The following is a 20,024-nucleotide window of genomic DNA, read 5'->3' as shown; positions in this document are numbered from 1 at the left end:
CGGTGCGTGGTGCCCCGTGCCGGGCTTGAACCGGCGACCAGCCGATTATGAGTCGGGTGCTCTGACCAACTGAGCTAACGGGGCGCGGTGAGGATCCTAGCCCGGATCGCAACGACGGCCCTGATGCCGACCCGCTCCTCGAGCGGGAGGATGGCCCGTGTCGTGGCATCTGTGCCGCGGCAGACCGGAGGTAGTGATGACTGCGCGGATCGTCCTGCTGGGCGCCACCGGATACACGGGCGGGCGCACGGCGCGCGCTCTCGTCGACCGTGGGGGCCGACCGTTGCTCGCTGGTCGCGATCCCGGCCGGCTCGCCCGCCTCGCAGCAGAGCTCGGCGGACTCGAGACCGCACAGGTGGACGTCACCGACGAGGCCTCGTTGGCGCGCCTCATCCGTCCGGGCGACGTCGTGGTCAGCACCGTGGGCCCGTTCCAGCAGCTCGGCGCTCCCGTGGTCGCCGCCGCCGTGCGGGCAGGTGCCACCTACCTCGACTCGACCGGCGAGGCGCCCTTCATCCGCGAGGTCTTCACGAGGTTCGGCCCCCAGGCCGAAGGCACCGGCGCGGCACTGCTCACAGCGTTCGGCAGCGACTGGGTGCCGGGGAACCTGGCCGGCGTGCTCGCCCTGCGGGCCGCCGCCGACGCGCCTCGGCCCGTGACCCGTCTGCGGGTCGGGTACTTCATGACCGGAGCGAACCGCCACGCCATGAGCCGGGGGACGGCGCGATCGATGCTCGGCGCCGGACGGGAACCGGCCTACCGGTTCCACGACGGGCAGCTCGTCCCGGAGCGCACCGCGACACGGCTGCGCCGGTTCATGGTCGACGGCAGAGCCCGGCCCGCCCTCAACGTGGGCGGCACCGAACAGCTGACCCTCCCGCGGTCGTGCCCCACGCTCAAGGATGTCGACGTCTACCTCGGGTGGTTCGGTCCGATGTCCGTCGCGGTGCAGAGGCTGGCGCCCGTGACCGGCCTGCTCGCGAGGCTTCCTGGCACCCCGGGCGGCGTCTCCCGTCTCGGAGCCGCCCTCGTCGACCGGCTCCCGGCCGGTCCGACGCCTGAGCAGGTGGCGCACGTGCGTACCCAGGTCGTCGCCGAGGCGTTCGACGACTACGGCACGCTCCTGGGGACGGCACGGCTCGACGGCCCCGAGGCGTACGGTCTCACCGCTGACCTCCTCGCCTGGGGAGCGCTGCGAGCCGCGGATCAGGGCGTGCAGGGCACCGGTGCCCTGGGGCCCGTGGAGGCGTTCGGCCTCGATGCCCTCCTCGACGGCGCAGCAGGCGCAGGCATCTACCCCCAGTGACGCGATGTGCTGCCGCGGTGGCACGTCCACCCGGGCCGTGCCACGGTATAGCCCGTCCCCACACCGAGCAGAAGGAGCCCGACCGTGGCTGAGCTCTCCGGCAAGCGTGCCCTGATCATCGTCACCAACGCGGGCGTCGAGCGTGACGAGCTGCTCACCCCCCTCACGGCGCTGCGGGACGCCGGTGCCGCCGTGACCGTCGCCGCAGCCGAGAAGGCGCCCGTCCGGACGCTCGTGAACGACGACGAGGACGGCCCCACCGTTGACCCGGACGTCGCCCTCGGCGACGTGTCGGCAGCGGACTACGACGTGCTCGTCGTGCCCGGCGGGACCATCAACGCCGACACGCTCCGCACCCACCCGACGGCTCTCACGCTCGTGCGAGAGTTCACGCGTTCGGGGCGACCGGTTGCCGCCGTCTGCCACGCACCGTGGCTGCTCGTCGAGGCGGACCTTGTCCGCGGCAAGACCCTCACCTCGTTCCCCAGCCTCCGCACGGATGTGCAGAACGCCGGGGGCAGCTGGCTCGACGAGGAGGTCGTGCGTGACGACTCCGACGGCTGGCTGCTCATCACCTCACGGACCCCCGACGACCTGCCCGCCTTCGTCGGGGCCATCACCGCTGCGCTCACCGGGGACGCCGCGTGAGCGCACGGGGCGGAGCGAGGTCCGCGACGGCCGGTGCGACGCACTCGCCCCACCTGCGGACCCTCGCCCGCGGGGGCTACGTCGCGAGCGGCGCGCTCCACCTGGTCATCGGATGGATCGCCGTGCGGATCGCACTCACGTCCTCCGACGCGGGCGGGAGCGCGGACCAGACCGGAGCTCTCGCCGAGATCAACGAGACGTCCTGGGGGCCCGCGTTCCTGTGGTTCACGGTCGTGGCCCTCGTCGCGCTGGCGATCGTGCAGATCACCGGAGCCGTGGCGGGTCCGGCGGCGCGGCGCGACGCCTCGGACACCGCCGAGCGGGCGAAGTCGGCGGGCAAGGCCGTGGCCTATCTCGCGTTGGCCGGTCTCACGGTCTCGGTCGTCACAGGATCGGGCGGGGGCGGTGGCAGCGGCGCTCTGACCGCCGAGCTCCTCACGTCCACCGGCGGCAAGATGCTCGTGGCGGCAGTGGGGCTCGGGATCGCGGCCGTCGGCGGCTACCACGTGTACAAGGGCGTGACGAAGAAGTTCGAGGAGGATCTCGGCGCCGGACCCGGCGGGCAGCTGGGCCGTGGCGTCGTCCTCGCGGGCACCATCGGCTACGCCGCCAAGGGCGCTGCTCTGCTCATCATGGGCGCCCTGTTCGTCGTCGGCGCCGTGACCGCCGACCCCGAGAAGGCATCGGGCCTCGACGCGGCGCTGCGGTCCCTCGCCGAGGCGCCGTTCGGCAAGATCCTCCTGACCGTCGTCGGTCTCGGGTTCGTCGCGTACGGCGTCTACTCGTTCGCGCGCGCCCGCTACGCACGCATGTGAGCGGTGCGTCGCAGCCCTGGCGGCTGCGACGCACGCCACCCGGCGCGAGCGCACGCGGGTGCCGGTCTGCGCTCGCCCTCGTGGAAGAATGACGGCATGGCTATGAGAGAGATCCGCGTCATCCCCGACCCCGTCCTGCGCACCCCGTGCGACGAGATCACGGTGATCGACGACCGGGTCCGGGGTCTCGTCACGGACCTGCTCGAGACCGTCGACCACGACGGCCGCGCCGGCCTCGCCGCTAACCAGATCGGCGTCAGCCTGCGAGCGTTCTCGTGGAACATCGACGACGAGATCGGGTACGTCCTCAACCCGCGGATCGTCGAGCTCTCGGAGGACGAGTACCAAGACGGCGACGAGGGGTGCCTCTCCGTGCCCGGCCTGTGGTACCCGACGAAACGTGCCTGGTACGCGCGCGTCGAGGGGACCGACCTCGACGGCAAGAAGGTCGTGGTCGAGGGGACGGAGCTCATGGCGCGGTGCCTCCAGCACGAGGTGGACCACCTCGACGGGCACCTCTACCTCGACCGGCTCGAGCGGGCGGTCCGCAAGAAGGCCATGCGCGAGCTGCGCGAGTCGCTCTGAGCCGTTCGCCATCCGGACGATCGTCCGGCATGATGTGACCCACGGAAGCACCCGTGCGCTGTACTGACATGCTCGTCCCGGTCCAGAGGTTCGTTGGGGAAGACGAATCTCAACCCTGGGAGGGACACCATGGCTGGTACGAGCACACGCGGCGTACTTTTTGTGCACTCGGTTCCACGAGCGCTCTGCCCACATCTGGAGTGGGCTGCCGGCAACGTCCTGGGCGGGCCGGTGACGTTCGAGTGGTCCGAGCAGCCTGCCGCGCCCGGACTCCTGCGGGCTGAGCTCTCGTGGCTCGGCCCCCAGGGCACCGGCGCGCGCCTCGCGTCCTCCCTGCGCGGGTGGAGCCACCTGCGCTACGAGGTGACAGAGGAGGCGAGCCACGGCACCGACGGCTCACGCTGGAGCCACACGCCACACCTCGGCCTCTTCCACGCAGCCACCGACGTGCACGGCAACATCGTCGTGCCGGAGGACCGCATCCGTGCCGCGCTCGAGCACGCCCAGGACCCACGTCGCATGCGTCAGGAGCTCGACCTGGCCCTCGGTCAGGCCTGGGACGACGAGCTCGAGCCGTTCCGCTACGCCGGCGCTGGCGCTCCCGTGCGGTGGCTCCACCGCGTGGGCTAGGTGCATCGAGACCCGCCAGCGGCCGACAACTCCCTCCCATGACTACGGGGCGGACCTCATCGAGGTCCGCCCCGTCGTCATGCCCCGCGTGGTGCGGCAGGCACCGTGCTGGAGCTGCGTGGATCCGAGCCGTCAGGCGCTGGCGACCACGAGAGCGACGTTGTGCCCACCGAACCCGAACGAGTTGTTGATCGCGACGATGTCACCCGCAGGCAGGGCACGCGGGGTCTCGCGGACGAGGTCGAGCGTGAGCTCCGGGTCGGGCGTCTCGACGTTGATCGTCGGAGGTGCCTGACGGTCGCGCACGGCCAGGACGGAGAAGATCGTCTCAAGAGCCCCCGCGCCGCCCAGGAGGTGGCCGGTCATGGACTTCGTGGCAGAGAGCGCGACGCGGTCGGCATCGCTGCCCAGGACGGCACTGACCGAGCGGGCCTCGATGAGGTCACCGACGATGGTCGACGTCGCGTGGGCGTTGACGTGCACGACGTCGGCCGTCGTGGTGCCGGAGTCTTCGAGAGCGGCGCGCATCGCGCGCACCTGGCCCGCGCCGGACGGCTCGGGCGACGTGATGTGGTAGCCGTCGGCGGTGAGCCCGATGCCGGCGATACGGCCGTGCACCCGGGCGCCGCGCGCGGCGGCGTGGTCGGCAGCCTCGAGGACGACCACGGCCGCCCCCTCGCCGATGACGAAGCCGTCACGGTCGACGTCGTAGGGCCGGGAGGCTCCCGCGGGGTCGTCGTTGCGCAGGGACAGCGTCCGTGAGGCAGCAAATGCCGAGATCGGCATCGGGTGGATCGTGGCCTCGGTACCGCCGGCGATGACCACGTCGGCCCGTCCCGATCGGATCATCTCGACGCCGTACGCGATGGCCTCGGCCCCGGACGCGCATGCCGAGACGAGAGCGTGCGCCCCGGCGCGTGCTCCGAACTCGAGCGACACGTAGGCCGTGGGCGAGTTGGGCATGAGCATGGGGACGGTCATGGGGAGGATGCGGCGGGCGCCCTTCTCCTTGAGGGTGTCCCACGCTTCGAGCGTGGTCCAGATGCCCCCGATGCCCGACGAGACGACCGTACCGAGGCGGTCGCCGTCCATCTCGGGCGAACCGGCGTCGGCCCATGCCTCGCGCGCAGCGATGACGGCGTACTGCGCGGAGGGGTCCATCCGCTTGGTCTCGGGTCGGGTGAGCACCTCGGACGGCGCGACCTTGATGGACGCGGCGAAGTTCACGGCGATGCCGTACTGCTCAGCCCAGTCGTTGTCGAGGGTGCGTGCGCCCGACTCGCCGGCCAGGGCAGCGTTCCATGTGGAGGCCACGTCCCCGCCGAGCGGAGTGGTGGCGCCGAGGCCGGTGACGACGACGTCGCGATGGGTGCTCATGCAGGTCTCCTGGGGCGTGTCGGGTGAGGTGCGGGGCGGCGGGGGTGACCTGCGGCCCGGTGCCGGCCGACGCCCGTACGGGACGGGCGTCGGCCGTGGCGGCGTCAGGCGAGGATCAGGCCTGCGCGCCCGTGATGAACGTGACGGCGTCGCCCACGGTCGTGAGGTTCTTGACCTCGTCGTCGGGGATGGTGACGCCGAACTTGTCCTCGGCGTGCGTGACGATCGTCATCATCGACAGCGAGTCGATGTCGAGGTCGTCGGTGAACGACTTCTCCGACGTGACGGAGTCGGCCGGGAGGCCGGTCTCCTCGGCGACGATCTCGGCGAGACCTGCGAGGACGTCTTCGGTGGTGTGAGCCATGGGGTTCTCCTTGTGTGGGTGAGCTGATGTGACGAGTGGAACGAGAGGAAAGGTTAGGGGAGGACGACGACCTGGGCCGCGTAGACGAGCCCTGCGCCGAAGCCGATCTGCAGAGCGATGTCACCGGACTTCGCGGCGCCCTCGCGGAGCAGACGCTCCGCGGCGAGCGGGATCGACGCGGCGGACGTGTTGCCCGTGTCAGCGATGTCGCGTCCGACGACGACGCTCTCCGGCAGCTTGAGCTGCTTGATGAACTGGTCGATGATGCGCATGTTCGCCTGGTGCGGGATGAACACCTGGAGCTCGTCGGCGGTGACCCCGGCGGCATCGAGCGCTGCCTGGGCGACGACAGGCATCTGGAAGCTCGCCCACTTGAACACCGGCTGGCCCTCCTGACGCAGCGTCGGCCACCCGAGCTCCGGGTTCTGCCGCAGGTCGCTCCAGGAATGCGTCTGGCGGATCGTCTGCGCCTTCGAACCGTCCGAGCCCCAGACGGTGGGGCCGATGCCGGGGAAGTCGGACGGGCCGACGACCGCTGCGCCGGCGCCGTCGCCGAGGAGGAAGGAGATGGACCGGTCGGTCGGATCGATGAAGTCGCTCATCTTCTCGGCGCCGATGACGAGCACGTGCCGGGCGGTCCCGGAACGCACGAGGGCGTCCGCCTGACCGATCCCGTACGTGTAGCCGGCGCACGCCGCTGAGATGTCGAAGGCCGCAGCAGGGGATGCCCCGATGCGGTCGGCGACGATGGCCGCGGCGGACGGCGTCTGGTGGAAGTACGTGACGGTCGAGAGGATGACCGCGTCGATGTCCGCGCCCGTGAGGCCAGCTGCTGCGAGCGCGCGCTCCGCGGCGGCGACCGACAGGTCGAGGACGTCGGTGTCGGCACCGGCGCGCCGGCGCGTGATGATGCCGGTGCGCTGGCGGATCCACTCGTCCGACGAGTCGATGGGGCCCGCGATGTCGTCGTTCGTCACGACGTTCGCACCGCGCTCCGCACCGATGCCGAGGATCCGCGAGAACTGGGGGCCGGTGGACTGCTTGAGCTGAACGGTCACTGGGGGGTCGATCCCGACGTCGTCGCGGCCTGGGCCTGGGTGGATGTGCTGTGCCTGGCGACGAGATCCTGGGCCGCGGCGATGTCTGCCGGGGTCTTCACCGCCAGGGTCTCGACCCCGGGCAACGAACGCCGGGCCAGACCGGTGAGGACACCACCCGGCGCGAGCTCGAGGAGGCCGGTGACGCCGAGCGCGAGAAGCTGCTCCTGGCACAGGTCCCAGCGCACGGGAGCGACGATCTGCTCGGTGAGGCGCTCGAGGACGCTGGCCGCTGTCCCGTGGGTCGATCCGTCCCCCGTGATGGTCGCGTACGTCTGTCCGTCGGCGTTGGACAGGAACGTCGTGCGCGGGTCCTGGGCGGACCAGTCCGCGGCGACGGGGCCGAACGCCTCGACGGCCGCCTCCATGAACGGGGTGTGGAACGCACCGGCGACCTGCAGCGGGATGACGCGTGCCTTCGCCGGCGGGTTCGCCGCGAGGTTCGCGAGCCCCTCGGGCGAACCTGCGGCGACGACCTGGCCGGCGCTGTTGACGTTCGCGGCGTACAGGCCCGCTGTGTCGATCGCGGCGAGCACCTCTGCCGGGTCTCCGCCGACCACGGCGCTCATCCCCGTCGGGGTCGCGGCCGCCGCCGCAGCCATGAGCTCTGCGCGCACACGGACGAGACCGACGGCGCCGGCGTCGTCGAACACGCCGGCGACAGCTGCCGCGGCGAACTCACCAACGGAGTGCCCCGCGGTGACGTCGACGACGACGGGTGCGTCTCCCGCGCCGAGGATCGCGCGGAGGGACACGAGTGCTGCCGAGACGATGAGGGGCTGCGCCACCGACGTGTCCCGGATCGTGTCGGCGTCGCTCGTCGTGCCATGGGCCGCGAGGTCGATTCCGGCGGCGTCAGAGAAGCTGTCGAGCTGGTCGGCGACGGAGGGCAGCTCGAGCCAGGGCGCGAGCATTCCGGGGGACTGGGAGCCCTGTCCAGGGCATACGACGGCAAGCACGGTATAACTCTGCCCGATCCTGTGGGGGTGAGGGCCGTCACGACGCGCACGGAAATCCGGGCGAGGATTGTGAGCAACCTACAAGGTGGAGTGGCCTAGCGTTCAGCCGGGAGCCGCCCGACGGCGAGCGCGACCTGCAGGACGAACGACTCGCGGGCGTCCATGGGGTCCCAGCCCGTCAGCTCGGCAACCTTCCGTAGACGGTAGCGGACGGTGTTGGGGTGGACGTAGAGGTCGCGCGCCGCTGCCTCGAGCGACCGTCCGGTGCCGAGGTACGCCGAGAGCGTCTCGAGGACCGAGCCGTTCGCCTGCGACAGGGGGAGGTAGGCCTGCTTGACGAGCGTCCGGCGCGCTTCCGCGTCTCCGATGAGCACGCGCTCGGGCAGGAGCTCGTCGGCCAGGACGGGACGCGGGGCGTGGGGCCATGCAGGTGCGGCGGTGAGCCCGGCGAGCGCTGCCGCTGCTGACCGGGATGCGTCGTCGAGGCTCTCCATCGCGGGTCCGATGATCACGGGGCCCGGGCCGAACCGCGGAAGGAGGGCGTTCGCGGCCGCGAAGAGGTCGCCCTCGCCCCCCAGGACGAGGACGATGCGGTCCCCCTGGATGCCGACGAGAGCGTCGTCGACGGCGCGCCGGGTGGCACGCCGCAGGTCGGCGGCACGGACCTCGTCGAGTGCCGTCGGGGTCGTCCCCACCATGACGAGGAGGCTCCCGCGCCCGCTCCAGCCGAGCGCCGAGACCCGTGAGCGCAACGAGTTGTCGTGATCACCACGCACGATCGCGTCCACGACGAGCGCCTCGAGGCGCGCGTCCCACGCGCCGCGGACCTCGGCGGCGCGCGCGTAGACCTCCGCTGCGGAGAACGCCACCTCCCGCGAGTAGCGCAGGACCGCCTCGCGGAGGTCTCGTTCCCCACCCGGCACGGCCAGCTGGTCGCTGTGGCTCTCCACCACCTCGACGACGATGCGCACGAGCTGGAGGGTGTGCTGCAAGGAGATGGATCGCGTGAGGTCCGGTGGTGCGGCGGCGAAGATCTCGCCGACGCCGTGCGGCGGGACGTTCGGGTTCGCGTACCAGGTGGCGAAGGCGGTGATGCCGGACTGTGCGACGAGCCCGACCCAGGACCGGTCGTCTGCGGCGAGCGCGCGGTACCACGGCAGCTCGTCGTCGAGCCGGCGGAGCGCTGCGGCGGTGAGCAGCCCGCTGCCGTCGCGCACGCGCTGGATGTTCGCGGCCGTCCCCGGCACCGGGCCTGTTCCCGCGGACGCCTTCTTCACAGCTGGAACCATCCGCTTAGAGTAGACCGGCGTTTGTCGAGTCCACACAAGAACACGGTGGCATGCGCGAATGTGTCGGAATGCACATCCCGGTCATCGGGGCGGTGCAACCGTGGCAGAACGGCTATCGTCGGCTCATGGCACTCATGCCCAGACTCCGTCAGCTCATGCGCCGATCCACTTCGGCGTCGACCATCGGCGCGCGCCGCCCCACGCGAGGCGACCGCCGCGGCGACACTCTCCACGAGGACGCGCTGCGCGCGATGCTCGTGGACGACCCGAACAACATCCGCGCGTTCCAAGCCCTCTCCGAGGTCGTCCGGCGCCGTGCGTCCGAGGGGTCGCAGGTGGACGACCCGCTCGCAGCGCCGTCCGACGACCACGAGAAGCAGCGCGCCGCCGACCTCGCTGCCTGGGCACTCGGTGAGGAGCTCGCGGGGAATCCGCGCGCGTGGTACCCGCTCATCGAGCTCGCGCGGTTGTCGCTCCACGACGACCAGGATGCCGCGATCCGCCGGCTCGCCACGGCGGCGGACCGTGACCCGTCCGGCCAGGCGCTGACCGAGGGCATCGCCACGCTCCGCGAGGCGGGCCTGCCTGTCGAGGCCCTCGGCCTGGGTGTCGGTCACTGGCGGGCGCGCGAGCACACGCCCGAGGTGGGGGAGCAGGTCGTGCGGGCCGCTCTCGAGGCGGACCGGATCCTCGATGCCCGGCAGCACCTCGACGCGCTGTCGTACCACCCGGACAAGAGTGCCGTCGCGAAGATCCGCGCGGGCCTGGAGCGCGAGATCGCACAGGCCGAGCAGCACCCCGCGGGGACCTGATCCCGGCCCGGACCCTGACGTCCGGAGCACCAACGACCGAGGCCCGGTCCCTGTTGCCAGGGACCGGGCCTCGGTCGTTCGCGTCAGACGGGCGTCAGGAGTCGCCGCCCGCGGTGCCGGACGTCCCGGCGTTGACGTCGTGCAGGCGGTACTGCTCGATGGCGCGGGCCGGAGCGTCCGCGGGGACCTCGCCCCGCTTCGCGAGCTGCTGCAGGGTCCGCACGACGACGGACGGGCCGTCGATCTTGAAGTAGCGGCGAGCGGCCGCGCGCGTGTCGGAGAACCCGAACCCGTCCGCCCCGAGAACCGCGTAGTCGCCCGGCACCCACTGACGCACCTGGTCAGGGACGAGGTGGTCGAAGTCGCTCGTCGCGACGAACGGACCCTGGGCGTCGCGGAGCTTCGTCGTGAGGTACGCCTCGCGGGGCTCGGCCGACGGGTTGAGGAAGTTGTGCTGCTCGGCGGCGAGACCGTCGCGGCGCAGCTCGTTCCAGCTCGTCACGGACCAGACGTCGGCCTGCACGCCCCAGTCGTTGGCGAGCAGCTCCTTGGCCTCGAGCGCCCACGGGACACCGACGCCGGACGCGAGGATCTGGGCGCGGGGCCCGTCGCCCTCAGCGGTGGCGATCTTGTGGATGCCGCGCAGGATCCCGTCGACGTCGACGTCCTCCGGCTCCGCCGGCTGGATCATCGGCTCGTTGTACACCGTGAGGTAGTACATGACGTTCTGGTCGCGGGACTCGTTCTCGCCGTACATGCGCTGCATGCCGTCACGGACGATGTGGCGGATCTCGTACCCGTACGCCGGGTCGTACTGGACGACGGCGGCGTTCGTGCCCGCGAGGAGCGGGGAGTGGCCGTCCGCGTGCTGCAGCCCCTCACCGGTGAGCGTCGTGCGACCTGCGGTCGCGCCGATGATGAACCCGCGGGTGAGCTGGTCACCCGCCGCCCAGAACTGGTCCCCGGTGCGCTGGAAGCCGAACATCGAGTAGAAGATGTAGAACGGGACCATCACCTCGCCCTGCGTGGCGTACGAGGTGCCCACGGACTGGAAGGCTGCGGCCGAGCCGGCCTCGTTGATGCCCGTGTGCATGATCTGCCCGGACTCGGACTCCTTGTAGGAGAGCATGAGCTCACGGTCCACCGCGAGGTAGTTCTGGCCCTGGGTGTTGAAGATCTTCGCGGACGGGAAGATCGAGTCGAGCCCGAAGGTGCGCGCCTCGTCCGGGATGATCGGGACGATGCGCTTGCCGAACTCCTTGTCCTTGATGAGGTCCTTGAGCAGGCGGACGAACGCCATCGTCGTGGCGACCTCCTGCTGCCCGGAGCCCTTCTTGAGGACGTCGTAGATCTTCTCGTCCGGCAGCGTGACCGCCGTCGACGTGGAACGGCGCTCGGGGACGAAGCCACCGAGCTGGCGGCGGCGCTCGAGCATGTACTGGATCTCGGGGGCGTCGGCACCGGGGTGGTAGTACGGCGGCGCGTAGGGGTCGGCCTCGAGCTCGGCGTCCGTGATGGGGATGTTCAGCGCGTCACGCAGACCCTTGAGGTCGTCCGCCTTGAGCTTCTTCATCTGGTGCGTGGAGTTGCGGCCGGCGAAGCCCGAACCGAGACCGTAGCCCTTGATCGTGTGCGCGAGGATGACGGTCGGCTGGCCCGTGTGGGCGACGGCCGAGGCGTATGCCGCGTAGAGCTTGCGGTAGTCGTGGCCGCCACGCTTGAGGGCCCAGATCTCGTCGTCGGTCATCTTCTCGACGAGCTGCTTGGTCCGGGGGTCACGGCCGAAGAAGTGCTCACGGACGAACGCGCCGTCGTTGGCCTTGTACGTCTGGTAGTCGCCGTCGGGCGTGATGTTCATGAGGTTGACCAGGGCGCGGTCCTTGTCGGCGTTGAGCAGGACGTCCCACTCGCGGCCCCAGATGACCTTGATGACGTTCCAGCCCGCACCGCGGAAGAACGCCTCGAGCTCCTGGATGATCTTGCCGTTGCCGCGGACGGGTCCGTCGAGGCGCTGGAGGTTGCAGTTGACCACGAAGTTGAGGTTGTCGAGCTTCTGCTGAGCGGCGAGCTGGAGCATGCCGCGGCTCTCGGGCTCGTCCATCTCGCCGTCACCGAGGAACGCCCAGACGTTCTGCTGGCTCGTGTCCTTGATCCCGTTGTTGTGCAGGTAGCGGTTGGTCCACGCCTGGTAGATCGCGCTCGCCGGGCCGAGGCCCATGGAGACGGTCGGGAACTCCCAGAAGTCCGGCATCTGGCGGGGGTGCGGGTAGGACGGCAGCCCACCGCCGGCGTGGGAGTGCTCCTGGCGGAAGCCGTCGAGCTGGTCCGCGGTGAGGCGGCCCTCGAGGAACGCGCGGGAGTACACCCCGGGGGAGGCGTGGCCCTGGAAGTAGATCTGGTCGCCGCCGCCCGGGTGGTCCTTGCCACGGAAGAAGTGGTTGAGGCCCACCTCGTAGAGGGTCGCGACGGAGGCGTAGGACGAGATGTGCCCGCCGACGCTGATCTCCGGGCGCTGGGCGCGCGTCACCATGACGGCCGCGTTCCACCGGTTCCAGCTGCGGTACCGGCGCTCCATGACCTCGTCGCCCGGGAAGTACGGCTCCTCGTGCACACCGATGGTGTTCACGTACGGGGTGTTGATGGACGTCGGGATCGCGACGTTGCGCTCCCGTGCCCGCTTGAGCAGGTTGAGCAAGATGTAGCGGGCGCGGGGTCCGCCGCGGTCGTCGATCAGGCCGTCGAGGGACTCGACCCACTCACCGGTCTCCGAGGGGTCGATATCAGGGACCTGGCTCAACAGACCATTGATCAGCGGTCGCGTCTCGTCGTGCTTAGCCACCAGCAACCTCACATCGTGTCCAGAGCATTGCGGGGCCGTGTGCCCCATCGCTCGCGTCAACCGGCAGCCCGACCAGTCGTCCGGGCGCTGCGCGCAGCGTCGAGCGGTGGCCTGTCTCTCGGTAGTTCCACACATTCTCGTGGGTCTAGCGAGGGTAAAGCCACTCTGTCCACTGACCCGGGCACGTGACATTCGTGACATCCCAGTGATGGGGCCGATCCTGACGTGCCAGGGACGGGTCCGCGACGGCGAGCCAGCCGCGCCGGGAGCCCGGACACGACGCCCCTGGCGCCCGTTTTCGCCCCGACGTGGCGCTGGGTGGGCTACGTTTGCCACCATTGATCGATCCGCCGCGTCCTGCGTGCGGTGACCCCGACGGGAAGGGAAGACCATCACCGTGGTAGCGACCACTGAGCCCCAGGATGCGGACCGCCTAGGTTTCGCCTCCGGGTTCGTCGTCCAGGAGTTCGGCTGGGCCGACGACGCCGACCAGGACCTCCGGGAGGCGATCGAGGAGATCACCGGTACCGAGCTCGTCGACGAGGACTACGACGACGTCACGGACGGTGTGGTGGTCTGGTGGCGCGAGGATGACGGTGACCTCACGGACACCCTCGTCGACGTGCAGACGGTCCTCGACGACGGCGGCCTCATCTGGATCTTCACGCGCAAGCCCGGCCGGGACGGCCACGTGGGGCACAGTGACATCCAGGAGGCCGCGACGACCGCCGGCCTGCACGCGACGAGCACCTTCTCGATCGCCCAGGACTGGTCCGCGACGAAGCTCGGGACGCGCGGCCGCGGCAAGTGACCGCTGCCGCCGCACGCGCCCCGGAGGTCGGCACGGCCGCGCCGGACTTCACCCTGCAGGACACGCACGGCACTCCCGTGCGCCTGGCGGACCTGCGGGGCGAGCGCGTGCTCATCGTCTTCTTCCCGTTCGCCTTCTCCGGCATCTGCACGAACGAGCTGTGCGAGCTGCGGGACAGCATCGCGGAGTTCCAGACCCAGGGCGTGCGGCTCCTCGCCATCTCTTGCGACCCGGTCTTCTCGCTCAAGGCGTGGGCCGCCCAGGAGGACTTCGGGTTCGACCTGCTCTCGGACTTCTGGCCGCACGGTGAGGTCGCCCGGCGGTACGGAGTGTTCGACGAGACCCTGGGGCTCGCAGTGCGGGGGAGCTTCCTGCTCGACGCCGAGGGGATCGTGCGCTGGTCCGTCGTCAACGGGCGCGGCCAACGCCGGGAGCTCGACGCGTACCGGGGCGCGCTCGCGGCGCTCTGAGAATCGTCACGGCCAGGTGCGGAACCCGGCCGGACACGCGGCTACGCATGCCGCACCGGGTAGGCTGTGTCCGCCCGTTCACCGGGGCCTGTAGCTCAGTTGGTTAGAGCGCCACGTTTACACCGTGGATGTCGGGGGTTCGAGTCCCTCCGGGCCCACCAGAAGATCGTTGTTCACACCAACGGCATCACCGGTCTCGCCGGGCATGCGCTCGAAGCGGGTCCAGCCCTTCCAGCCGCGCTCTTCCAGGAGGGCGAGCAGCCGTTTGGCGGCGGGGGCGGACTCGGCCATCGTGGCGTCCAGCAGGTCGACGAAGGTGTCGTCGAACCCGTCCTCTCGCACGTCGCCGGATTCGACCGCGCGGGTGGTGATGCGGTCCAGGATGTCGGCGGCCTCGACCACGCGAGGATCGTCCACCGTCCAGTCAAGCGCTCCGCTGAGCAGGGTGTACAGCCGCACCATGTCCGGGTCGTCCAGGTCGGCGTGCTTCTGTGCGATGACCGCGTCGATCTGTTCCGGGATCTGGGCTGCGACCATGATCCAGGCATCCCGTTCCCGCTCGATCAATCGCTCCTCGATGCCGAGACCACGGAGCCGGTCGAGGTACCCGACAACGCTCGCCGGGAGTGCCAGCTGTTCACCGGCGGCGAGCTGGGCGAGCCTCTTGCGGGTCTCCTGAACCAGCCGGACCTCGGCTCGCAGCCGCTTGTCGATCTGCCGAACCCCATCGGCGAACTCCTCCGGATCGGCGCCCAGGAGGTCTTCTACCTGCGCCAGTGGCACGCCAGCGCTGGCGAGGATGTGGATACGGATCAGTCGCACGACCGCAGCGGCGTCATAGCTGCGATACCCGGAGCGGTCACGGCCGGGCTCGGGCAGCAGACCGATCCTGTGATAGTGCCGGACGGCCGCCACCGTCACCCCGGCGTAGGCGGCGAGTTGGCTGATGGTGAGCATGACATCCACCCTGCTTCAGGCGATCTTCCGCCGGTAGACGAGCATCGCGGCGACGTAGGCGGCGACGGAGATGCCGACGCACCATGCCAGTGCGACCCAGATCTCCCCGCTGACGGGCTGCTGGGCGAACAGGTCGCGGATCGTGTTCACGATGGAGGTCGCCGGCTGGTGCTCGGCGAACCACCGCACCGGTCCCGGCATCGACCCGGTGGGCACGAACGCGGAGCTGATGAACGGCAGGAAGATCAGCGGCTGCAGCACCGCGCTCGCCCCATCCACCGACTTCGTCGACAGCCCCGACAGCACCGCTACCCAGGTCAAAGCGAAGATGAACAGGAGCACGATGCCCGCGACCGCAAGCCACCCCAGCACTCCGGTACCCGTGCGGAAGCCCATGAGGAGCGCGACTCCCGTCACGAGCACGACGGAGATGACGTTGGCCACGAGCGAGGTCAGCACATGCGCCCACAGAGCGGACGACCGGGCGATGGGCATCGAGTGGAAGCGGTCGAAGATACCGCCCCGCATGTCGATGAAGAATCGATACGCGGTGTAGGAGATGCCCATCGCGACCGTGATCAGCAGAACACCCGGCAGTACGTAGTCGATGTACTCGCCCGAGCCGGTGTCCTGCCCGGTGGTGACGGCGCCGCCGAGCACGTAGACGAACAGCAGCATGATCGCGATCGGCATGACCGCGGTCGTGATGATCGTGTCCGGGCTGCGCAGGACATGCTTCATCGACCGCCCGGTGAGGGTGGCGGTGTCACCGAAGAAATGGGTGGTCATGATGTTCCCTTCTCGCCCGCGCCGCCGTTCACGCCGGCGGCGTCGCTGTCCTCGCCCACCAGGGCGAGGAAGACGTCTTCGAGGGACGGCTGCTTCTCGACGTACTCGACCTTCGCCGGCGGCAGCAGCTTCTTCAGCTCGTCCAGCGTGCCGTTGACGATGATCCGGCCCTTGTGCAGGATCGCGATCTGGTCGGCCAACTCCTCTGCCTCGTCCAGATACTGCGTGGTCAGCAACACCGTCGTCCCACCCGCTGCGAGCTTCTCGACGGCCCTCCACACCTCGATGCGCCGCTCCGGGTCCAGGCCGGTGGTCGGCTCGTCCAGGAACACCACCGGCGGGTTCCCGATCAGGCTCATCGCGATGTCCAGCCGCCTGCGCATGCCGCCGGAGTACTCGCCGACCTTCCGGTTGCCGGCGTCGGTCAGCGCAAACCGATCGAGCAGACCGTCCGCGATCGCGCTGGGGTCCTTCAGATGGCGGAGCTTGGCGACGAGGATCAGGTTCTCCCGACCCGTCAGGATCTCGTCGACGGCGGCGAACTGCCCCGTCAGGCTGATGGACTCCCGCACCTGTGCCGGCTGGGAGGAGACGTCGAAGCCGTTGATGCTGGCGGCTCCCGCGTCTGCCCTCAACAGCGTGGACAGGATGCGCACCGCCGTCGTCTTGCCCGCACCGTTCGAGCCGAGCAGGGCGAAGACGCTTCCCGACGCGACCTTGAAGTCCACCCCGCGCAGCACCGAGAGCTTCCCGTACGACTTCTCCAGACCCTGCACCTGGATCGCCGGAGCGATCGCTGATCCCGCGGTCATGAACGCCCGCTCCCGCTCTCGGCCTCGGCACGGGCGATCGCATCGACCAGACGCTTGCGCTCGGTGTCGATCCACTCGCCCTCGGCGTATTTCGTTCTCGTGATCGCCCCGCGGTACATCAGGCACCGCTTCAACGCCTCGACCGCGTCCGCGTAGCCGGCAGGCAGCGCCTTCGCGTGCCGCTTGTACTCCCGCCACCGCTTCTTGTCGCCGATGTCGCCGACGACCTTCTCGATGAAGCCCGACATCATCCGCCTCCTCTCACGGAGCGTCCCGACCTGTGCGAGGTCTCCTGAAACCCAGGGTGCAGGGTTGATGCAGGATCAATGTCAAGGGCCAAACTCAGAATGACGCGCGACCCTTTCGCGAGGCAATAGACGGATAGGGCGGGGCCTCACCGCCCGGCATCCTTTCGTTTCCGGCAATCGGACGCCTCCGACCGACTCACCGCCGGCTTCGAGACCCATCTGCCATTCCACGAACTCCGGTGCCGGCCGAGGACTGGTGCCCTCTTTCAAGAGGGAAAGGTGCGGGCGCTTCTCGTCCGATGAGGTGTTGCCATCGGGCGATAGCATGGGCGTGGCGTCCCAGCGGTGAAGATGCCCTCGATCAGGGACCACAGCGTCTCCGACCCGTCGTTCTGCTTCGGCGAGCCATTCGGTCCGTGCAGGGCGAGGTCGATGATCTGGTGCGACAGTGCGGTCGTCCCGCGACGGGCCCGCACGTTGTCCAGGGTCTTCCCGCCGCGAGAGGAGTCCGATGCCAACGGGGTTCGGAACAGAGCGGTGGGCGAGGATGAAGATGCGGAACCGCGCAGTGCGGCAGGCACGCGAGGACGAGTTCCCGGACGGCGTGCGGCTGGGGTCGCTCGAGTGGCAGCAGGCGCTCACGACACCGTCGCTGCGCACGAGCACCTCGCTCGCAGGGTTCGCGACCCTCGCGAGAGGGATCGCCCTGGTCGCGCCCCTCGGTGGCGTGCTGGCGCCCTTGGGCGGCTCAGGGGCCGACGTGTTCTCGGGCACCGACACGATGAGCCCGGACCTGGCTCGATCGGTCGCTGCGATCTGCTTCTGGGTCGCCGCGGTCGGTCAGGCGTGGGCGCTCGCGGATTGGTGGCGCCTCGGCCGTCCCAGGGACGGGAACGGACTCGCAGCGGCGTGCCTCGCGATGGCTGCAGCGGCGGGCGCGGCGTGGTGGCACAGCGCGCGACCCGAGCCGGGGGCGTTGTCGTCGCTCGCGGTGCCCATCGTCGCCACCGGCATCATCGGTGCCGTCTCCCTGGTCGCGCGGCTGGTCGGTTCCAGGGACCGCACGGTGCGCGACGTGAGACGGGCCGCGCTCGGCGAACGCCTGCGGTCGCTGCCCGTGGCCGAGCAGGAGGCGCTCCTCGGCGAGCGGCGCGAGATCCTGGATGCTCTGTGCCGACGCGGCCTCCTCGACCGTGACCTCGCCGAACGCGCTGCCTTGGCCCGGCTCGGCGACTGGTGGCTCCTCGACGCCGAGCGGGACGTCCCTGCTCCCCGCTGAGCGCATGCTCGGCTGACTCGCGTCCGGCTCGGCGGGGAACTGCGGATCAGACGGCCAAGCGCTCGGAGCCTCGCCGGTACGCATCGGGGGTGATGCCTGTTGCGGTGCGAAAATCGCGGGTGAGATGAGACTGATCGGTGTAGCCCAGGCGCGCCGCGATGATCGCGAGCTCCTCATGGGGTCGGAGAGTCAGCGCTCGGGCGACCTCTTGGAGGCGGATGCGGCGGCTCAGCCACTTCGGGCCGTGTCCCAGCGTGTCCATGCAGGCACGTTGGATCGTCCGCTCGCTCTGTGGGAAGCGCTCCGCGAGGGCGGGGCCGGTTCTGGTGTGGATGCGCTCGCGCAACTCGGCCATCACGTCGTTGGCGAGCAATCCCGTCGGCGTCGGCGGACGCTCCAGGAGCATCTGTCCGATGGCACGGTCAGCAACCCGTGCACGTGCGGCAGGATCGGGGGAGACCGCAATCGCGCTCATGAGTGTGTGCAGGCGCGGGTCGAGCTTCATGGTGAGTGGCACCGTGGCATCGGCGACCCCCGCAGGGGCGAGGTCGCTGAGCACCGCCAACCCCGCTGGTCGCAGGCGAACCGCGAACACACGTCCCGTGCCGTGAATGACGCGCCGCCAGGCACGACCGTGCACGCCGGTGACCACGAGCGGGGCGGGCACGTCGCCCTCCTCGATCGTGACGTTCACCGCGGGCAGGTCGATGATCGGTTGATCCAGGCGTTCGCCGTCATCCAGTGCCCACGAGACGTGCCAGTAGTGATCGACCACCGTTGAAACGGCAGGGTCGGGTGCGATCCAGCCCGCTGCATACCGTGCGAGACGGTGAGGGTAGAGCACGCCGGATCGCTCTGAGACGGAGATCGGGCGCGCCCGATCCTCACGCGCGATGGTCATGTCTCGCATTCTCTCAACCGTGCCCGTCCCGCTGCCGGTTTTCTCCTATCGCGTCCCTCTCGATCGGGCGAGGATGGGCGTATGGGAAGCACGAACTACACCGGCACGTTCATCCAGGTCGCAGACGACTGCCCGGTCGAGGCGGCCGAACGGCCACCGGTCGGCGACAGGGCTCCGACGGTGGCGGCTCTGCAGTGTGCGCTCGTCTTGGAGCGTCCTTACGAGCTCACCAGCGACGATGTGCTGTTCGAGGTGCATGCGACCCGGCACTCCATCCCGGCCGAGGCTCGGCCGGCGGCGCGCGAGGAGTTCTTCGCTCGAGACCGTGCATGCCTGCGCTCCTCACCTCTGGGCAAGCGGTACGGCTGGGGCATCCATCACGACGACGACGGCCGGGTCGCCCTCGTGCCCCTCGGCTCAGCCGAGTACCGGGCCCTTTCCGCCGACCCCGCAGTGAAGCAGCTCAAGGCGATGCGGTCGAAGCGCGCCTGACAGGACCACAGCGGGCTCCCGCCATCGATGTGTCGTGCTGGCGCAGCACCGGGGTCTACTTCCTGCCCTTCTCGACACGCGTCCGCGAGCCGACCCGTGTGCGGCCTTACCGACAGGTCGGCCAGCTCAGCGAACGTACCTGATTCACATCACCGCGCTCGCGGACACGCTCGTGACCGAGCTCGCGCGGGCATCCGCGACGACCGAGCGAGTCGACCGCGCTACCGTGAGATGACGGCCACAGACGCTCGACGCAAGGAGACACCAGTGGGCAATCCGCAGGACGAGAAGACGACCTTCGCGCAGGTCCCGATCGACACGACGAAGAGCGAGGCCGAGCAGATCGCGGCTGTCATGGAGGAGCTCAGGAGTCGGGGCGTCGAGACGGACCCTGCGGCGATCGCGAAGGTCGTACGGTCACGCACGACGTAGTTCCGTCAGGCACGACGTAGTTCCGACCAGACCGCAGTGAGTGACCCGCCGAGTCGTTGATGCCCGCGATGTCCGGACAACAGCACGTGCGTCCACGTGTGATCGTCGCGTA

22 protein-coding genes and 2 tRNA genes are annotated in these 20,024 nt (G+C 69.9%); 12 read left to right on the top strand and 12 right to left on the bottom strand.

Annotation, left to right across the window (positions count from 1 at the left end; translation table 11 throughout):
* Positions 1-7 precede the first annotated feature (7 nt).
* A tRNA-Ile gene (locus AC2AXK_RS07575) sits at positions 8-84 on the bottom strand.
* Positions 85-196: 112 nt separating this feature from the next.
* Between AC2AXK_RS07575 and AC2AXK_RS07570 the strand changes: the two genes are divergently transcribed.
* From AC2AXK_RS07570 to AC2AXK_RS07550, 5 genes are all read left to right on the top strand, one after another.
* Positions 197-1,306, top strand: coding sequence for a saccharopine dehydrogenase family protein (locus AC2AXK_RS07570; RefSeq protein ID WP_484344742.1), 1,110 nt, complete (start codon positions 197-199; stop codon positions 1,304-1,306).
* An 84-nt stretch (positions 1,307-1,390) separates the two neighbouring features.
* Positions 1,391-1,954 carry a type 1 glutamine amidotransferase domain-containing protein gene (locus AC2AXK_RS07565; RefSeq protein ID WP_484344741.1) on the top strand — a complete coding sequence of 188 codons (564 nt, stop codon included), beginning with the start codon at positions 1,391-1,393 and terminating at the stop codon, positions 1,952-1,954.
* Entirely contained in the window at positions 1,951-2,769 is an 819-nt protein-coding gene (locus AC2AXK_RS07560) for a DUF1206 domain-containing protein (protein ID WP_484344740.1), read from the top strand. The genes AC2AXK_RS07565 and AC2AXK_RS07560 overlap by 4 nt, the downstream gene beginning before the upstream one ends.
* Before the next feature lie 96 nt (positions 2,770-2,865).
* Positions 2,866-3,354 (top strand): peptide deformylase, encoded by a 489-nt coding sequence (gene def / locus AC2AXK_RS07555; protein ID WP_484344739.1) that lies wholly within the window; start codon positions 2,866-2,868, stop codon positions 3,352-3,354.
* Positions 3,355-3,483: 129 nt separating this feature from the next.
* The gene (locus AC2AXK_RS07550) at positions 3,484-3,984 is read left to right on the top strand and encodes a DUF3145 domain-containing protein (RefSeq protein ID WP_484344738.1); all 501 of its coding nucleotides are present in this window, start codon (positions 3,484-3,486) and stop codon (positions 3,982-3,984) included.
* A 132-nt stretch (positions 3,985-4,116) separates the two neighbouring features.
* Here the strand turns inward: AC2AXK_RS07550 and AC2AXK_RS07545 are convergent, their stop codons facing one another.
* From AC2AXK_RS07545 to AC2AXK_RS07525, 5 genes are all read right to left on the bottom strand, one after another.
* A complete protein-coding gene (locus AC2AXK_RS07545; RefSeq protein WP_484344737.1) occupies positions 4,117-5,361 on the bottom strand; it encodes a beta-ketoacyl-[acyl-carrier-protein] synthase family protein in 1,245 nt (414 codons plus the stop codon).
* 115 nt (positions 5,362-5,476) lie between these two features.
* Complete coding sequence (locus tag AC2AXK_RS07540) at positions 5,477-5,725, bottom strand: acyl carrier protein (RefSeq protein ID WP_484344736.1); 249 nt, start codon at positions 5,723-5,725, stop codon at positions 5,477-5,479.
* Between the two features lie 53 nt (positions 5,726-5,778).
* Positions 5,779-6,783: a beta-ketoacyl-ACP synthase III gene (locus tag AC2AXK_RS07535; RefSeq protein ID WP_484344735.1), complete on the bottom strand. Its 1,005-nt coding sequence runs from the start codon at positions 6,781-6,783 to the stop codon at positions 5,779-5,781.
* Positions 6,780-7,781, bottom strand: a complete 1,002-nt coding sequence (locus tag AC2AXK_RS07530) for an ACP S-malonyltransferase (RefSeq protein WP_484344734.1) — start codon at positions 7,779-7,781, stop codon at positions 6,780-6,782. Before AC2AXK_RS07530 ends, AC2AXK_RS07535 begins: the two co-directional genes overlap by 4 nt.
* A gap of 95 nt (positions 7,782-7,876) precedes the next feature.
* Positions 7,877-9,070 carry a PucR family transcriptional regulator gene (locus AC2AXK_RS07525; RefSeq protein ID WP_484344733.1) on the bottom strand — a complete coding sequence of 398 codons (1,194 nt, stop codon included), beginning with the start codon at positions 9,068-9,070 and terminating at the stop codon, positions 7,877-7,879.
* 155 nt (positions 9,071-9,225) lie between these two features.
* On the opposite strand from AC2AXK_RS07525, the gene AC2AXK_RS07520 reads away from it, so the two are divergent.
* Complete coding sequence (locus tag AC2AXK_RS07520) at positions 9,226-9,882, top strand: hypothetical protein (RefSeq protein ID WP_484344732.1); 657 nt, start codon at positions 9,226-9,228, stop codon at positions 9,880-9,882.
* A 94-nt stretch (positions 9,883-9,976) separates the two neighbouring features.
* Here AC2AXK_RS07520 and aceE read toward each other — a convergent pair whose 3' ends face one another.
* Complete coding sequence (gene aceE, locus AC2AXK_RS07515; protein ID WP_484344731.1) at positions 9,977-12,721, bottom strand: pyruvate dehydrogenase (acetyl-transferring), homodimeric type; 2,745 nt, start codon at positions 12,719-12,721, stop codon at positions 9,977-9,979.
* Positions 12,722-13,118: 397 nt separating this feature from the next.
* On the opposite strand from aceE, the gene AC2AXK_RS07510 reads away from it, so the two are divergent.
* The 3 genes from AC2AXK_RS07510 to AC2AXK_RS07500 all read left to right on the top strand — a co-directional run bounded on the left by AC2AXK_RS07510 (position 13,119) and on the right by AC2AXK_RS07500 (position 14,163).
* Positions 13,119-13,532, top strand: coding sequence for a DUF3052 domain-containing protein (locus tag AC2AXK_RS07510; protein WP_484344730.1), 414 nt, complete (start codon positions 13,119-13,121; stop codon positions 13,530-13,532).
* Entirely contained in the window at positions 13,529-14,002 is a 474-nt protein-coding gene (locus tag AC2AXK_RS07505; RefSeq protein ID WP_484344729.1) for a peroxiredoxin, read from the top strand. The genes AC2AXK_RS07510 and AC2AXK_RS07505 overlap by 4 nt, the downstream gene beginning before the upstream one ends.
* A gap of 84 nt (positions 14,003-14,086) precedes the next feature.
* Positions 14,087-14,163, top strand: a tRNA-Val gene (locus tag AC2AXK_RS07500).
* On the opposite strand, the gene AC2AXK_RS07495 is transcribed toward AC2AXK_RS07500, so the two are convergent.
* Genes AC2AXK_RS07495 through AC2AXK_RS07480 form a run of 4 tightly spaced genes read right to left on the bottom strand, consistent with a single transcriptional unit; the run spans position 14,120 to position 16,808 of the window.
* Complete coding sequence (locus tag AC2AXK_RS07495; RefSeq protein WP_484344916.1) at positions 14,120-14,959, bottom strand: MerR family DNA-binding transcriptional regulator; 840 nt, start codon at positions 14,957-14,959, stop codon at positions 14,120-14,122. The genes AC2AXK_RS07500 and AC2AXK_RS07495 overlap by 44 nt on opposite strands.
* 15 nt (positions 14,960-14,974) lie before the next feature.
* Positions 14,975-15,748, bottom strand: coding sequence for an ABC transporter permease (locus AC2AXK_RS07490; RefSeq protein ID WP_484344728.1), 774 nt, complete (start codon positions 15,746-15,748; stop codon positions 14,975-14,977).
* Positions 15,745-16,560, bottom strand: a complete 816-nt coding sequence (locus tag AC2AXK_RS07485) for an ABC transporter ATP-binding protein (RefSeq protein ID WP_484344727.1) — start codon at positions 16,558-16,560, stop codon at positions 15,745-15,747. Before AC2AXK_RS07485 ends, AC2AXK_RS07490 begins: the two co-directional genes overlap by 4 nt.
* On the bottom strand, positions 16,557-16,808 hold the full coding sequence (locus tag AC2AXK_RS07480; protein WP_484344726.1) for a hypothetical protein: 252 nt from the start codon (positions 16,806-16,808) through the stop codon (positions 16,557-16,559). The genes AC2AXK_RS07485 and AC2AXK_RS07480 overlap by 4 nt, the downstream gene beginning before the upstream one ends.
* Before the next feature lie 553 nt (positions 16,809-17,361).
* On the opposite strand from AC2AXK_RS07480, the gene AC2AXK_RS07475 reads away from it, so the two are divergent.
* Positions 17,362-18,087 (top strand): hypothetical protein, encoded by a 726-nt coding sequence (locus AC2AXK_RS07475; protein WP_484344725.1) that lies wholly within the window; start codon positions 17,362-17,364, stop codon positions 18,085-18,087.
* 46 nt (positions 18,088-18,133) lie between these two features.
* Here the strand turns inward: AC2AXK_RS07475 and AC2AXK_RS07470 are convergent, their stop codons facing one another.
* Positions 18,134-18,988: a helix-turn-helix domain-containing protein gene (locus AC2AXK_RS07470; protein ID WP_484344724.1), complete on the bottom strand. Its 855-nt coding sequence runs from the start codon at positions 18,986-18,988 to the stop codon at positions 18,134-18,136.
* An 81-nt stretch (positions 18,989-19,069) separates the two neighbouring features.
* On the opposite strand from AC2AXK_RS07470, the gene AC2AXK_RS07465 reads away from it, so the two are divergent.
* Together AC2AXK_RS07465 and AC2AXK_RS07460 are read left to right on the top strand one after the other, a co-directional pair.
* Complete coding sequence (locus tag AC2AXK_RS07465) at positions 19,070-19,480, top strand: DUF6157 family protein (protein ID WP_484344723.1); 411 nt, start codon at positions 19,070-19,072, stop codon at positions 19,478-19,480.
* 267 nt (positions 19,481-19,747) lie between these two features.
* Positions 19,748-19,912 carry a hypothetical protein gene (locus AC2AXK_RS07460; RefSeq protein ID WP_484344722.1) on the top strand — a complete coding sequence of 55 codons (165 nt, stop codon included), beginning with the start codon at positions 19,748-19,750 and terminating at the stop codon, positions 19,910-19,912.
* Positions 19,913-20,024: the final 112 nt, after the last annotated feature.

The sequence above is a fragment of the Sanguibacter sp. Z6_81 genome, from assembly GCF_057180625.1.
The sequence above is the reverse complement of the archived record's forward strand: the minus strand, read 5'-3'. Positions and strand labels throughout refer to the sequence as shown.